Source organism: Labrenzia sp. THAF191a, from assembly GCF_009363335.1.
Taxonomy (GTDB): Bacteria; Pseudomonadota; Alphaproteobacteria; order Rhizobiales; family Stappiaceae; genus Roseibium; species Roseibium algicola.
This window is the reverse complement of the sequence record NZ_CP045333.1, coordinates 5,269,703-5,284,040: the sequence shown is the minus strand read 5'-3', so window position 1 is coordinate 5,284,040 and position 14,338 is coordinate 5,269,703. Positions and strand designations below refer to the sequence as shown.

11 protein-coding genes are annotated in these 14,338 nt (G+C 56.8%); 6 read left to right on the top strand and 5 right to left on the bottom strand.

All coding sequences use genetic code 11. From position 1 onward, the window contains the following. The first annotated feature begins 758 nt into the window (after positions 1–758). Both FIV05_RS24320 and FIV05_RS24315 read left to right on the top strand, forming a co-directional pair. The gene (locus FIV05_RS24320) at positions 759–1,919 is read left to right on the top strand and encodes a porin (protein ID WP_152511290.1); all 1,161 of its coding nucleotides are present in this window, start codon (positions 759–761) and stop codon (positions 1,917–1,919) included. Positions 1,920–2,358: 439 nt separating this feature from the next. Beyond that, positions 2,359–3,519 carry a porin gene (locus FIV05_RS24315; RefSeq protein WP_152511289.1) on the top strand — a complete coding sequence of 387 codons (1,161 nt, stop codon included), beginning with the start codon at positions 2,359–2,361 and terminating at the stop codon, positions 3,517–3,519. A 192-nt stretch (positions 3,520–3,711) separates the two neighbouring features. Here FIV05_RS24315 and FIV05_RS24310 read toward each other — a convergent pair whose 3' ends face one another. Then, positions 3,712–4,641 carry an alpha/beta hydrolase gene (locus tag FIV05_RS24310; protein ID WP_152511288.1) on the bottom strand — a complete coding sequence of 310 codons (930 nt, stop codon included), beginning with the start codon at positions 4,639–4,641 and terminating at the stop codon, positions 3,712–3,714. 279 nt (positions 4,642–4,920) lie between these two features. Between FIV05_RS24310 and dapA the strand changes: the two genes are divergently transcribed. Together dapA and smpB are read left to right on the top strand one after the other, a co-directional pair. Continuing rightward, complete coding sequence (gene dapA / locus FIV05_RS24305) at positions 4,921–5,799, top strand: 4-hydroxy-tetrahydrodipicolinate synthase (RefSeq protein WP_023003772.1); 879 nt, start codon at positions 4,921–4,923, stop codon at positions 5,797–5,799. A gap of 104 nt (positions 5,800–5,903) precedes the next feature. Continuing rightward, positions 5,904–6,383 (top strand): SsrA-binding protein SmpB, encoded by a 480-nt coding sequence (smpB, locus tag FIV05_RS24300; protein ID WP_023003773.1) that lies wholly within the window; start codon positions 5,904–5,906, stop codon positions 6,381–6,383. Positions 6,384–6,570: 187 nt separating this feature from the next. Here smpB and FIV05_RS24295 read toward each other — a convergent pair whose 3' ends face one another. From FIV05_RS24295 to FIV05_RS24285, 3 genes are all read right to left on the bottom strand, one after another. Further along, on the bottom strand, positions 6,571–7,029 hold the full coding sequence (locus FIV05_RS24295; RefSeq protein ID WP_152511287.1) for a thioesterase family protein: 459 nt from the start codon (positions 7,027–7,029) through the stop codon (positions 6,571–6,573). After that, positions 7,026–8,189, bottom strand: coding sequence for an iron-containing alcohol dehydrogenase (locus FIV05_RS24290; protein ID WP_173013931.1), 1,164 nt, complete (start codon positions 8,187–8,189; stop codon positions 7,026–7,028). The genes FIV05_RS24295 and FIV05_RS24290 overlap by 4 nt, the downstream gene beginning before the upstream one ends. Positions 8,190–8,317: 128 nt before the next feature. Next, positions 8,318–8,725: a DUF2000 family protein gene (locus FIV05_RS24285; RefSeq protein WP_077290276.1), complete on the bottom strand. Its 408-nt coding sequence runs from the start codon at positions 8,723–8,725 to the stop codon at positions 8,318–8,320. On the opposite strand from FIV05_RS24285, the gene FIV05_RS24280 reads away from it, so the two are divergent. Beyond that, a complete protein-coding gene (locus FIV05_RS24280) occupies positions 8,724–9,632 on the top strand; it encodes an AraC family transcriptional regulator (protein WP_152511286.1) in 909 nt (302 codons plus the stop codon). The genes FIV05_RS24285 and FIV05_RS24280 overlap by 2 nt on opposite strands. Before the next feature lie 29 nt (positions 9,633–9,661). On the opposite strand, the gene parC is transcribed toward FIV05_RS24280, so the two are convergent. Then, on the bottom strand, positions 9,662–11,914 hold the full coding sequence (gene parC, locus FIV05_RS24275) for a DNA topoisomerase IV subunit A (protein WP_055653428.1): 2,253 nt from the start codon (positions 11,912–11,914) through the stop codon (positions 9,662–9,664). A gap of 322 nt (positions 11,915–12,236) precedes the next feature. Between parC and FIV05_RS24270 the strand changes: the two genes are divergently transcribed. Then, entirely contained in the window at positions 12,237–14,252 is a 2,016-nt protein-coding gene (locus FIV05_RS24270; protein ID WP_173013930.1) for an EAL domain-containing protein, read from the top strand. Positions 14,253–14,338 lie beyond the last annotated feature (86 nt).

Genomic DNA, 14,338 nt, shown 5'->3' with positions numbered 1-14,338 from the left:
CCCGCCGTCCGGTCTCATCAAAGACGCGCATCGACATGACCTGCCTGCGCATCCGCTTGTTTTGCGAGAGTTCGCATGGATTGAGCGAATCTTCCGAAAAACATGCGGTTTCATCGCCGTGGGGCGAATCTTTCAGCATCGAATCCCGCGACAAAGTATGTGGAAGACAAGAAACACCTACCTTGGTGAGGTTTTAGTGGATTTTCTCCACTCGTCTGAGTGGTGTCGAATCTTCCTCAGGGGAAGGAGGTCGAAATTCTCCATTGATCTTGTTTTCACGTGTTAACAAAGTATAAATTAAGAAAATATCTCAAATAAGAAAGGCATATATATTCGAAATAAAAAGTATGAACTAATTTTTGATTGAGTCTTATATTTCTTGACGGAAGTTCTTTGTTTTTCTGTGTTGCGTTTTGAAGGCGTGGGGTTGGGGTGTCTCATCGCGAAATAGTGATTTTCCCGGGATTTTACGCGAGTTTTTGTTTGGTGGTTCCCTTGGGTAATGAAAAACTGGTTGCAAAACAGCATGTTGCAGAAAAAACACACAGCTGCCTGACAGTGCTGACAGACAGCAGTTTGGACTTGCTGTGCCAACTCGAGTTTGGTTCTTAAGCCCTGCGACGGCGAGTAATCGCCAGAAAAAATAGTTCGGACTTTTTCGACTGAATTGTTTTTGTACGAAATCGCGGGGATGGAGCCCGCCAGGTCCTTGAGGATCAGGTTCGGTTCCAATGAAAATTGACTTTTGGAGGTCAGATATGAAACTCAAGAGCTTGATGCTCGGCGCTGCAGCTGCTGCTGCTGCCACCACCGCACAGGCAGCCGATCTTCCGGTTGCTCCGGAGCCGGTTGATTACGTTCGCGTCTGTGACGCTTACGGCGCACGCTTCTACTACATCCCGGGCACCGAAACCTGCCTCCGCGTTGGCGGCCGTGTTCGTACCCAGGTAATCGTCAACAACACGCTGGACAACGGCGCTTGGGGCAACCGTGATTCTGACGGCTACTCCTGGCTGTCTCGCGGCTACCTGTACCTGGACGCTCGCACCGCAACCGAATTCGGTACCCTGCGTGCATACGTCTCCATGTACTCCACCGTCACCAACGGTGCTGGTTCCTCGACGCTCGACAACGCCTACATCCAGTGGGGCGGCCTGACCGCAGGTCTTCTGACCTCGAACTTCGACATCTTCACCGGTCAGACCTTCATGGGTGTTGTTAGCCGTAACTGGTCCGACCAGACGGTCAACCAGATCGCTTACACCGCAGCTTTCGGCAACGGCTTCTCCGCTACGATCGCTCTGGAAGATCGTTCGCATCGTGAAGTTGGCACCTACGGCGGCACTCGTGCACCGGACCTGGTCGCTGCTCTCGGCGTTTCCCAGGGTTGGGGTTCTGCACAGCTGTCCGGTGCTCTGCACCAGGTTTACCCGGATCGTGCAAACGCACACCAGACCGGCGCAACCAACAACGGTGCTGACGACTCCTTCGGTTGGGCAATCGGCGGTGGTGTTGCTGTCAACATCCCGATGGCTTCCCCGGGCTCCAACATCTTCTTCCAGGGCTTCTACGCAGACGGCGCTCTGTCCTACATCGGCGCAGGCAGCACCGTTGGCGGCGTAGCAGTCTCCGATTACGGCCCGACCAGCGGCACCTCCACCGGCTACTCCCTGTCGGCTGGTGCTTACATCCAGGCAACTTCCACGATCGGTCTTGCTCTCGACGGTTCCTACATGGACATCGATCAGCCGAACGGCGCAACCGATCTGTCCCGTTGGGCAATCGACGGTTCCGTACAGTGGGAGCCGGTCTCTGGCTTCGTAATGGGTGCTGACGTTGGTTACGCCAACACCGACCCGGACAACGCATCTGACGTTGACGAACTCCTCTTCGGTGTTCGTATGCAGCGCACTTTCTAATCATCTGATTAGATTTCTGGCTGTGATCCTCTGAACTCCAGTCAGTCACGCGGCCCGGCAGGCTTCAATCTGCCGGGCCGTCCCCATTTTGATTCCCCGAGAATCCGCATGGGGCGAGGCCTGTAGCCTCCCGGTCAAGTGCCGGTCAAATCGGCGATTTTTGCCGAGATTCCTAACAGTTTCTAAATTTCCGATCTGATTTTGTGACATTCGCGCAACACCGGTTTTTGAAAACAGCCGCTGCGGTAGGTGCAAACCGTATTCTGTGTTGAACCGGGAAATTGGATGCGTATGGTCATCTTTGCGAGCGGCTTCGGGCCGCACTGATTTGTCTGCCTCGGACGTCCAACCTCCGGTCGGTGGCAAACTCAGAAACAATTCGCGGGGACAATGGCGCTTTTCTTTGGTGCCAATTGAAATGACTGATTGGAGGTCAGATATGAAACTCAAGAGCTTGATGCTCGGCGCTGCAGCTGCTGCTGCTGCCACCACCGCACAGGCAGCCGATCTTCCGGTTGCTCCGGAGCCGGTTGATTACGTTCGCGTCTGTGACGCTTACGGCGCACGCTTCTACTACATCCCGGGCACCGAAACCTGCCTCCGCGTTGGCGGCCGTGTTCGTACCCAGGTAATCGTCAACAACACGCTGGACAACGGCGCTTGGGGCAACCGTGATTCTGACGGCTACTCCTGGCTGTCTCGTGGCTACCTGTACCTGGACGCTCGCACTGCAACCGAATTCGGTACCCTGCGTGCATACGTCTCCATGTACTCCACCGTCACCAACGGTGCTGGTTCCTCGACGCTCGACAACGCCTACATCCAGTGGGGCGGCCTGACCGCAGGTCTTCTGACCTCGAACTTCGACATCTTCACCGGTCAGACCTTCATGGGTGTTGTTACCCGTAACTGGTCCGACCAGACGGTCAACCAGATCGCTTACACCGCAGCTTTCGGCAACGGCTTCTCCGCTACGATCGCTCTGGAAGATCGTTCGCATCGTGAAGTTGGCACCTACGGCGGCACTCGTGCACCGGACCTGGTCGCTGCTCTCGGCGTTTCCCAGGGTTGGGGTTCTGCACAGCTGTCCGGTGCTCTGCACCAGGTTTACCCGGATCGTGCAAACGCACACCAGACCGGCGCAACCAACAACGGTGCTGACGACTCCTTCGGTTGGGCAATCGGCGGTGGTGTTGCTGTCAACATCCCGATGGCTTCCCCGGGCTCCAACATCTTCTTCCAGGGCTTCTACGCAGACGGCGCTCTGTCCTACATCGGCGCAGGCAGCACCGTTGGCGGCGTAGCAGTCTCCGATTACGGCCCGACCAGCGGCACCTCCACCGGCTACTCCCTGTCGGCTGGTGCTTACATCCAGGCAACTTCCACGATCGGTCTGGCACTTGACGGTTCCTACATGGACATCGATCAGCCGGCTGGTGCAACCGACCTGACCCGTTGGGCAATCGACGGTTCCGTACAGTGGGAGCCGGTCTCTGGCTTCGTAATGGGTGCTGACGTTGGTTACGCCAACACCGACCCGAGCTCTGCGTCTGACGTTGACGAACTCCTCTTCGGTGTTCGTATGCAGCGCACCTTCTAATCAATCCTCAATCGAGGTTTGATGGGAAACCCGGCGGAAACGCCGGGTTTTCTTTTGTCTTGTCGGGCAAAAAGATCTGTAAAATGCGACGCATATAGTGTCGGCTACAGCTCAGAAGCTCAGAAGCTCAGAAGCTCAGAAGCTCAGAAGCTCAGAAGAGCTAAGCGGAACAAGGCCAGGTGGCCACCAGGTTCAAACGCTTTTCAGAAAATCCGAAATCGTCTTGTGCGTCTCGCCATCCCACAGAACAGGGGCATGCCCTTGGCCGGGAATGGTTTTTGCTGTGGCATTCGGGTGGTTGTCCGTCATACGCCGACATGTTTCCGGGCTCAGCAGATCCGAATGTTCGCCGCGAAGCACCAGAACCGGTCTGTCGGTCAGCTTTTCGTAAAGAGGCCAGAGGTCGGGTGTGGGCGTGGCATCATCGAGACTTGCCAATTGATGGGCGAGGGCAGGGTCGTAGTCCATCATCACATGTCCGTCCTGCTCGCTCGCAAGCTGACCGGCCAGTTTGAGCCAGTCGGCCTTCCCGAAGGCAGGGAATTGATATCCGAGCGTGTGTTCCAGGTTGGCTGCGACGTCTTCATGGGAGGCGCATTTCATATGGTGGCCGAGTGTTGCGGCAATCCGGTGGATCGCGCGCATCTCGATATGCGGACCGATGTCATTGAAGATCACGGCTGCCATACGGGATGCGGGATAACGCAAGCCCATTGCCAGGGCATGCAAGCCACCACGTGAGGTTCCAAGAACGGCAAAACGGTCCAGTCCAAGTTCCGCAATGGCAGCATCGATGTCCTTGTCTTCAACGGTCAAGGCGTAGTTGCGCCAATCGGGATCCCAGTCGCTCTTGCCCCGTCCCCTGTAGTCGAGGGCGATGACCCTGTGGCCGTACGTTTGAAGGAAACGCGCGATCTCATTGAAATCTCGCGTATTTCTGGAAAGTCCCGGCAGGCAGAGAACGGGAATTGGCGACGCTGTCCCTTCTGGTGCCGGTTTGGCAGACGGCCACTCGCAGCCTGACAAAGTAAGGCCATCCGGACTTTTCCAGGTAAAGTCTACAACTGGGGGCATCGGGGCGGTGCTGGAGCTGACAAGCGCTTCTTGCGGCGCAGAAGTCATGGGTGTCTCCCGTAACGTTTCCATCCAAAAGTTGTTTTTTTCAAAGATAGAGTGGATTGCGGGCGGGTGCCAATAGGAAGACTTCGTATCAGGCATTGAAAAGATGAGACCAGGTGTCTCTGGAAGAGCGCAGTTAAGGCAAGAAAAGTCGAAAAGCAGCAGTTCTATAGCATTGGAACCATTGCTCCTTGTTCGGCAGATGAGTATGTTGCGCCTCCATCTGAAACAGATGCCCTTCCGCCCGTCGGAACCACGACAGTCATCCAAGAGGAAACCGAGATGTTTAAAGGTTCAATTCCAGCGCTGATTACCCCGTTTAAGGACGGAGCGCTCGATGAGAAACGGTTTCAGGAGTTCGTGGACTGGCAGATCGCTGAAGGCTCCTCCGGTCTCGTGCCCGTGGGCACGACCGGCGAAAGCCCGACGCTGACCCATGATGAACACAAGCGGGTTGTCGAACTGTGTGTAGAAGCGGCCGCGGGCCGCGTTCCTGTCATGGCGGGCGCAGGTTCCAACAATACGATCGAAGCAATCGACTTCGCACAACACGCCGAAAAGGCAGGCGCCAATGCCCTGCTGGTCGTGACGCCTTACTACAACAAGCCGAACCAGGCTGGCATGAAGGCCCATTTCAAGGCCGTCAACGATGCCGTCGGCATCCCGATCTTCATCTACAACATTCCAGGCCGGTCGATTGTCGACATGCTGCCGGAAACGATGGCAGAGCTGTTTGAAACCTGCGAGAACATCAAGGGCGTCAAGGATGCAACGGCTGACATGGCAAAGGCCAGCCGTCAGCGCCATCTGTGTGGACCGGATTTCGTCCAGCTTTCCGGTGAAGATATCTCCGCACTTGCCTTCAATGCTCATGGTGGTGTCGGTTGCATTTCGGTGACCGCAAACGTTGCACCGCGCCTGTGTGCCGAATTCCAGGCTGCCACGCTTGCCGGTGACTACAAGAAGGCGCTGGAATACCAGGACCGCCTTGCGCCGCTACACCGGGCCATGTTCCTGGAACCGAGCCCGGGCGGCGCAAAATATGCGCTTTCCCTGCTTGGCAAGGTGGACGAAGAGCTGCGGCTGCCTCTTCTGCCGGTGACGGAAGCAGCACAAGCCGAGATCCGCGCTGCAATGGCACACGCAGGGCTGATCAACTGACCGGAAAAGGAATGGCACTGGCTGCCGGGAACTGACGTTCGTCTCGATTGTTTGCCTTTTCGAGACGAACCGAACTTCAAGGCGCTGGCGCCGGAAGGAAAAAAATGGCTCCGAGAAAAGGGGGCGATCCGGGGCGGACAATCATTTCCGACAACCGGAAAGCCCGGTTCAATTTCGAAATCGAAGATACGCTGGAAGCAGGCATCGAGCTGAAAGGCACGGAGGTCAAATCCCTGCGCAACGGCAAGGCGAATATTGCAGAATCCTACGCCGCCGAACATAAGGGCGAGATCTGGATCTACAACGTCTATATTCCGGAATACCTGCAGGCCAATCGGTTCAATCACGAACCGCGCCGTCCGCGAAAATTGCTGTTGCACAAGCGCGAGATCGGCAAGTTGGCTGGTGCCGTCCAGAAGGACGGCAAGACGATTGTCCCGCTCAAGCTCTATTTCAATGAGCAGGGCCGGGCGAAGCTGGAATTGGCCCTTGCCCGGGGTAAAAAGCTGCATGACAAGCGCGAGACTGAGAAGAAACGCGATTGGCAGCGCGAAAAGTCCCGCTTGATGAAGAACTTCAGCTGATTACTGCTATCCACAGCGGCGCTGCGTGACAATTCCATGACTGTGCGTAACCTGTTGAAAGCTTGCGCATAACGTGTGGAAGAGCTGTGCAGTGCCTGTGGGTAGTGGAAACGCCCATCCCGGACTTTTCCCGTGGATTGCCTGTGAGCATTCGCAGTGTAACCGTCTCGACAGACTTGTCCGGTATCTAAGCCGTCAAACCTTCCAGGATTTCCCGTTTCCAGTCGGGAATAGGGCACGGTCTGCGAGTTTCACGGGCCACGTGGACATGGACAAAGCGGCCGTGAGCTGCTGTCGTCTCGCTTTCGCCGGCAAACAATCCAACCCTGAAAATTACAGAAGTTGAGCCAAGTTTTTCAACCTTCAGTCCTGCGGATATGATGGCGGGAAAGGTTAGTTCGGCGAAGTAATGGCAGCCGGTTTCCACCACCAGAAAGATCTCGGGGCTCTTTAGCGGGTCGAGCAGTTTCTTATCAACGTACCAGCTGTTAACAGCCGTATCGAAAAAGCTCAAATACTGAACGTTGTTGACGTGCCCGTAGATGTCCACATCCATCCACCTTGTGGGGATATGTTGAAAAGCTTTGAATTCGGACCTGTTTAGAGGTTCCGGTCTGGCCGCTTGTGGAGGAGCTGTGAAGTTCATAGCGCCGCCCTGTAGATTTCAAGCGCGTCCGTTTCGCCAAGTTCCCGCGGGTTGTTGACCAGCAGGCGGGTTTGCTTCATGGCGTCGCTCGCCATTTTGGGCAGATCGGTCTCGCTGATGCCGACATCGCGCAGGCGTGTTTGAAGGCCCAGTTTTACTGCCAGGTCTGCCAGGTTATCTGCGAACAGATCAGAGCGCGCCCTGGCGTCGCTTACCTCGGCAAGTGCAGGGAAAACAATTGGCGCAATCTCGGCATAAGTTTCTGAAGCAACGGTGTTATTGAACTTCAGGACATGGGGCAGAACCAGCGCGTTGGATAGCCCGTGAGGGACATGAAACGTGCCGCCGATGGGATAGGCAAGCGCATGAACCGCGGCCACCGGTGAATTGGCAAAGGCCATGCCGGCAAGCATGGAGCCGAGCAACATTGCGCCACGTGCGTCCCTGTCGTCCGGTGTGAATACGGCCTTTTCAATGTTGGCGCCAAGCAGCTTCAAGGCTTCAACGGCAAGCGTTCGGGAGACGGGGTTGTTGTTCACGGATTTCGAGGCGTATCCCTCGATCGCGTGGACCATGGCATCTATCCCTGTCGCCGCAGTGACCGGGCCTGGCAGGCCAAGCGTCAGCAGCGGGTCGAGGATCGCAAGGTCGGGAAGAAGGAAAGGAGAAACGACGCCGCGCTTTTCCTCATCCCCCACTGTAATGATCGAGATCGGAGTGACCTCGGAGCCGGTTCCTGCTGTGGTCGGAACGAGGATCAGGGGCAGTCGTGGCCCCTTGGCGTTTCCTATGCCCCAGGCTTCGTCCAGATCCTCGTTGCTGCCCAGCAGCAGCGCAACAAGCTTTGCGACATCCAGGGAGGAACCTCCACCGTACCCGATGATCGACGTTGCGCCGTGCGAGCGGGCCGCGTCCACGGCGGCATCGACCAGGGACCGTGGCGGATCGGCGACGACGTCGCTGAACCGGGCGATTTCATGCCCCGCTCCGACCAGGGATGCCTCGCAGGACGCCTGCAGGCCGAGGGAAACAATGCCGGGATCCGTTACCAGAAAGGGGCGCGGCCCCAGAAAGGAAGCCGCGTGGCTTGCCAGGTTTGCAGCTGCTCCATTTTCGAAGACGATGCGCTGACTGGTGTTGAACGTGAACGCCCCTATCATGAGTCCTCCCGGGTTTTCTTTGCCCCACAGTGCCCGGAAAAGACATGCGCAGTCGAGTGAAGATTGATCCGACTTTTGAAGAAGGCGGGAGGGAGGGAATTTTCGAGGCCGGCAAAGTTAGAAGGTGTTCAGGCATGCATCTTCGCGCCCTTGGAAATTTTGTCTGCGACCTTCTTGTCCGCATGAAAGGCAATGCCGACCACTTTCGCGTCGTCCGGGCCAAACCGCGAAAAGACCTCCCGGTTCGCACTGTCATGGCCCGTGGTGAACATTTCCTCGATGTAAAGACTTGCCGGAACCGAACGGTCCAGCGTCCGCTTGTGGATCTTGCCGAGTGTTTCTGCGTCGGCACTCAGGACGATGATCGGCTGAACACTCATCGGGTGATAGACATTGGTCGCCGCATCGCTATAGGGTTCGCCGATTATGCCGGGCTTTGCAGCGGCAACGCCGGTTGACAGGAAAGCAGTCACATTCAGCTTCTGCCAGACAGCGAGATCTTCTCGGACAACAACGACGAACTTGGTTTCGAACATGACTTTCAACTCCACGCGGGGATTTCATCTTGAAGGCGAAAGCAAGGACCTAGCGGAGCCGAAGCCGAGTGGTCTTGAACGTTTGTGCGAAGTGAAAGCGGACAGGATCCAGGTAGGGCCACCGGAAGAGGGGATCGAGCGCATTGATGCCCGGTTTCACGGCAATGGCTTTACACCTCACCGGCACGACACCTACGCCATCGGTTTGACCATGAGTGGCGTACAGACCTTCAGTTATCGCGGTGAGAAACGTGCTTCGCTGCCGGGGCAGGTGATCGTCATTCATCCGGACGAACTGCATGATGGTGGTGCTGGGACTGAACGCGGGCTCCGCTACCGCATGATCTACATTCCACCGGAGCTGATTTGTGAAACCCTGGCTGTCTCGGGCAACGCGCGCCTGCCGTTTATCGGCTCACCCGTCATCTCCGATGCAGGCTTCAGGAAAGATCTGGCGGACGCCCTGACCGATATCGATCACGAAATGGGTCCTTTCCGGCGTGACTGCCTGATTGCGGATCTGGCAGCTTGCCTGGCTCGTCATGCCGATGACCGCATGGCAGGTGTCTCCTCATTGAACTGGCCGTCCCTCAAGGCCTGCGCCGAGTACTTGAGGGAAGGCTGTGCAGACCGTGTAGCCATGGAGGAACTGGAGGACCTGGCGCAGATGGACAGGTTTTCCCTGTCGCGGCAGTTTCGAAAGGTCTTTGGAACGAGCCCGCACCGGTATCTCGTCATGCGGCGTCTTGAGAAGGCCAAGACGGAGTTGCATCAGGGAGCGTCACTTGCCGACGCGGCCTTTGCCAGCGGCTTTGCGGATCAAAGTCATCTGACACGTCACTTCAAGCGAACATTCGGGATGACACCCGGTCACTGGCGGCAGCTTTGCGCCGCCAGCATGGCTTAGCCCGATCGGAAAACGACCGGGGCTTTGCCTTAAAGCTTGCTTGGCCCGAACTTGTTCGACCGCGGGAAGCCCGTGGGCGGCAGGCGACCGGCCTGACCGCGTTCGCCGCGCCAGTCCGCAAGCTCTTCCATTGTCCGGGTAAAACTGCGGCCGGAACTGTCGGTCCAGGTCAGGCCGTCTTCGCCCTTGAAGACCCGAATGTCCGAGATGTTGCCGTCCCGGTAGCGCTGCAGGCGCACGCCGCGGCCGCGACCCATTTGCGGGATCTGTGCCATCGGGAATACCAGCAGCTTCCGGTTTTCACCGATGATGGCCACCTGGTCACCCGATGCCTCGACACAGATCGAGGCTTCCGCCGGAGCGCTGAGGTTGAGAACCTGCTTGCCCTTGCGCGTGTTGGCAACGACGTCGTCCTCGCTAACGACAAAACCACGCGCTTCGGTGGTTGCCAGGAGCAGGTTTCGGCCAGGCTTGTGAACGAAGGCATTCACCACGTCCTGTGCTTCGTCCATTTCCACCATCAGACGTATCGGCTCGCCATGGCCTCGTCCACCAGGCAGGCGGTCGGCACCAAGCGTGAAGAACTTGCCTCCGGTGGAAAACAGCAGGATCTTGTCCGTCGTCTCGGCGTGGAGTGACAGTTTCAGTTTGTCGCCTTGCTTGAACGCAACACCGGAAAGGTCCGTCTGGTGACCTTTCATCGCCCGGATCCAGCCTTTTTCGGAAATGATCACGGTGATCGGTTCCTTTTCGATCATTGCCTGCTGGATGTCGATCAGGTCCGTTTCCGGAGCTTCGGACTTGTCGGTCCGCCGCTTGCCGATTTCGGTTTCAGGGCCATAGACCTTGGAGATTTCCGCAATTTCCTTGGAGATCTTGGTCCACTGACGCGCATCGGAACCGAGCAGCTTGGTCAGGTCGTCCTTCTCGGCCGACAGCTTGTCGTGTTCCTTGCGGATTTCCATTTCTTCAAGCTTGCGCAAGGAGCGCAGGCGCATGTTGAGGATGGCTTCCGCCTGAACGTCCGACAGCTCGAAAGTCTGCATCAGTTCGGCTTTGGGTTCGTCCTCTTCGCGGATGATGCGAATGACCTCGTCCAGGTTCAGATAGGCGACGAGATAGCCTTCCAGAACTTCCAGACGATGGTTGATCTGGCCGAGACGGTATTCGGAACGGCGGATCAGCACTTCCTTGCGGTGATCAAGCCATTCGCGCAGGACCTGTTTCAGGCCCATGACCATCGGCACCTTGCCCATGGAAAGGACATTCATGTTCAAGGAGAACCGATTTTCCAGGTCCGTCAGCTTGAACAGGGATTCCATGAGGATGTTTGCGTCGACATTGCGCGAACGCGGTACCAGGACGATGCGGATATCTTCGGCAGATTCATCGCGGATATCGTCCAGAAGCGGCAGCTTGCGCGCCGTCAGCAGTTCGGCGATCTTTTCGATCAGGCGTGATTTCTGCACCTGGTAGGGGATCTCGGTGACGACGATCGCCCATTGCCCGCGGCCGAGATCTTCCACTTCCCAACGTGCGCGAACGCGGAAACTGCCGCGTCCGGTTTCATAGGCCTCGCGAATGGACCCCTGGTCCGACACCAGAAGGCCGCCGGTCGGGAAATCCGGGCCCTTGATGTACTCCAGCAGCTCGCCGGTTTCCGCATTCGGGTTCTTGATCAGGTGCTGGCACGCCTCACAGAGCTCGAACGCATTGTGCGGCGGAATGGAGGTCGCCATGCCAACGGCAATGCCCGACGAACCGTTGCCGAGAAGGTTCGGAAAGCCGCCCGGCAGAACGATCGGCTCCTTGTCCTCACCGTCATAGGTCTCGCGGAAATCAACGGCGTTCTCGTCCAGGCCGTCCAGCAGCCGTTTGGCCGTGTCGGTCATTCGTGCTTCGGTGTAACGCATGGCTGCCGCGTTATCGCCGTCAACGTTGCCGAAGTTGCCCTGTCCGTCGATCAGCGGATAGCGCTGCGCGAAGTCCTGGGCGAGACGAACGAGGGCATCGTAAACTGCCTGGTCGCCGTGCGGGTGGTATTTACCGATCACGTCACCAACAACACGGGCACATTTCTTGAAGCCGGACCCAGGGTCCAGTTTCAAAAGGCGCATTGCGTAAAGCAGGCGCCTGTGCACCGGTTTCAAACCGTCGCGCACATCCGGCAAGGCCCGGTGCATGATGGTCGACAGTGCATAGGCCAGATAGCGCTCTTCCAGCGCATTCTTGAGATTGATGCTCTCAATGCCGCTTGGCGGCGGTGTCGTCTCTTTTCCCATACTTGCTTGCTAGCTGTTTCAGGCACGAGGTGCAATTCGCTAACTGCCTCGAATGGCCGGGAACAGCGGATTTTCAACGGATTTCACACGTCTGTGGGTGAATTTCTATCCACCGCAGGCGAGGGCAGGAGAGTACGGAAGGCGTGCGAGCAAGAAGTCCATTCAAAGAAAAACTCGAAGTAAAATATCGAAAACTGCGAATCTTCCTTAATGTCATGTCAAGGAGAGAGCGGTATTAATCCAAGAAAGGCTGCGGATTTTACCGATGCCCGGTTAAACTTTGGAACATGCCTGAATGGGTTCAAACTGGTTGACGTCGGCCTTGACGGCTTTCAAAACGTGGGTTGCTGGTGATAGTGGCGATCCGGACGTTGCCCTTGCGCAATATCAGTTCATCCAGCGCCAGACACCGTTTCTCTACATGATGAGCCTGGCTGGCGGCTGGGGTTTATCGGTGACGCACTGGTCGGTTGCTCCGATCGCTCTGACGCTTGTGGTGCCGCTACTCGTGTCCGCCTTCGCCGTGCAGCGGATCGTGACGGTTCGCAGGCGTCAGAAAGAAACGCCGAGCCACGCCGAAATTCTTGCCTGGCAGAAGCAGGCCAAGGTCCTGGCGGTGGTTTCGCCTGCGATTTTCTCGATCTGGGTTCTGTCGCTTTTTCCCTATGGCGGGCCATACCTGCAGGTTCAGGTGGTCTTCACGATTGCCGTCGCCAATCTGGTGCTGCTTTTCTGCCTGATCCATTTTCGCGCGGTTGCCCTCATCAACGCCTTCTGCGCCAACACCTTGTATTTTATATACTTTGCCATCGCAGGTGAGCATGTCTTCACCTATTTCGCGCTCTATGGAATAGCGGCTTCCATGGGGGCCTTCTTCATCCTGAACAACCACTATCGTGGCTTCATCAAACTGATCCGCACAGGCAGGGATCTGAAACGTCATTCCGAGGAACTGGAACACAAGCAGGATGAAACCCAGAAACTGAGTGATCTGAACTACTACATCGCGAACCACGATCACATGACCGGTCTGCCGAACCGGCGTTGCTTTCTTCTGGAACTGGACCAAAGCTTCAGGTCGGCTCGCCAGTCGGGAGAACCGCTGTCGTTATGTGTATTCGATCTGGGAGGCCTCAGGGCCATCAACAACATCTATGGGCTCAACACCGGAGATCAGATCCTTCTTGAGGTCGTGCGGCGGCTGAAATCCAAACTTGCACCGCAAATGTTCGTGGCCCGGATTGCCGGTGAAGAATTCGCACTATTAGCCGTTGGGGACGAAGTAGCCTTTTCGGACGTCAGCAGTTTCTTTGACGAACTGTTTTCAGAGAGTTGCCAACTGCCGGAAGCCAGCATGAAGCTGAACTATGCCGCCGGTATAGCTCATCTGGATGAAAGCGTTCTGTCACCGACGGACCTGCTGGAACACGCCGTCTACGTTCTCCAGGAAGCAAAACTCAATCGGAACGAGCCGGTTGCCGTCTTCGGACCGCGCCACAGCGAACAGATGCTGTCCCACGCCAGAGTTACCCAGGCGCTGCAGTCGGCGGACATTGAAGCCGAATTGTCGGTTGCCTTTCAACCGATCGTGGATGTGGCACACAATCGGATTACGGGTGTGGAATGTCTTGCCCGTTGGCACAGTCCGTTGCTGGGCAATGTGCCGCCAGGTGAGTTCATCCCCATTGCCGAACGTTGCGGAGTGATCAACAGGCTGACGCTGGTCTTGTTGCGCAAGGCGCTTGAAGCCGCTCGTCACTGGCCAGCCGATCTGAAGCTGTCTTTCAACCTGTCGGCAAGCAACCTGTCGTCCCGTGGTTTCGTGCAGGAGATACTCGACCTGTTGGAGAGCTTCGGATTTGCGCCAGGGCGACTGCATTGCGAAGTGACGGAAACTTCCGTGATGTGGGATTTCAAGGAAGCGAGCCGGGCGATCCTGGCCTTGAAGGAAACCGGGATCCGTCTGTCACTCGACGATTTCGGCACCGGTTATTCGAGCCTTTCCCATGTTCACAAGTTGCCCCTCGACTGCATCAAGGTCGATCGCAGTTTCGTCCACGGTATTCGGCCGGATACAGCCGGATATGGCATCGTCAAGTCGCTGTTGGCCCTCAGCCGCGACATGGGCATTGCCTGCGTTGTCGAAGGCGTTGAAACGGAAGAGGAACTGTCCGTTCTAAAAAGTCTCGGCACAAGCGAAGTGCAGGGCTACCTGTTTTCCAGGCCGCTTTCCGAAGCGGATCTTGGACGCCTGTTTGCCAAGGGCATGACCCTTTCCAGCGGCACTATGCAATCGGACGACCCTCCGGTTGCTTTGGAGGCTGCCCAGGCAGGATGAAGGCGCGTCGTCTAAATACCTTTGGTTGCAGGAAAGGATTGTAGGAATCAGCACCGTCCCTTAGACCGTCGAAAGGTTAATTCAGC